General features: G+C 47.6%; 1 protein-coding gene and 1 pseudogene. Both read right to left on the minus strand.

What is annotated here, in order from left to right; translation table 11 throughout:
- A partial coding sequence (gene dgt, locus R7Q48_RS27920) for a dGTP triphosphohydrolase (RefSeq protein WP_318133545.1) occupies window positions 1–575 on the minus strand: 575 nt, incomplete at its 3' end.
- Window positions 576–587: 12 nt separating this feature from the next.
- Window positions 588–668, minus strand: a pseudogene (locus tag R7Q48_RS27925) (5'-deoxynucleotidase); the annotation flags it as partial.

The raw sequence follows: 668 nt of genomic DNA on the forward strand, positions 1-668 counted from the left end.
GCTTTTAATCGGCGTTGATGTTCTGCTGGGTTTGGCAGCTTGACTGAACGAGTCTGACTGATGAGTGCTGGGTATTTGATCAAACCTAACAAAGTTCGGCGCGATAGATTCATCCCGAAGTGCTCAGTGTATGGCTCCAATTTGGTCACAATGCGAAAAGTCTGCGCATTGCCTTCAAAGCCACCATGGTCACGCATCATATAGTTCAATGCGACTTCGCCACCGTGTCCGTATGGTGGGTGGCCGATATCGTGCGCGAGACACAGAGAGTCAATCAAACTGTCCGAGGGCAATAGTTCTTTAAATTCAGACTGTTTCTTTTTGAGTTGCGCGACAATACCCGTGCCTAATTGGGCCGCTTCTAACGAGTGGGTAAGTCGACTTCTATGAAAGTCTTCCAAGCTGTTGCCATGAACTTGAGTTTTCGCTTGTAGGCGTCGAAATGCCGCAGAGTGCAGGATTCTCGCTCTATCACGTTGATAGGGGCTGCGGTGGTCATCACGGCGGATTTTATGCTCATCGTCGTGGCGCTCTTGCCACAAAGAGTGTAATTCAAACGACACGTTTATCTCCATAAACTAAACTGGCTAACTGATTTCATCCAGCGATAGCTCAAAACTTGGGGCGAATGTATTAAGGAAGTATTCCATTTCTGGCGTTTTACGTTC

Source organism: Vibrio sp. 378, assembly GCF_033339435.1.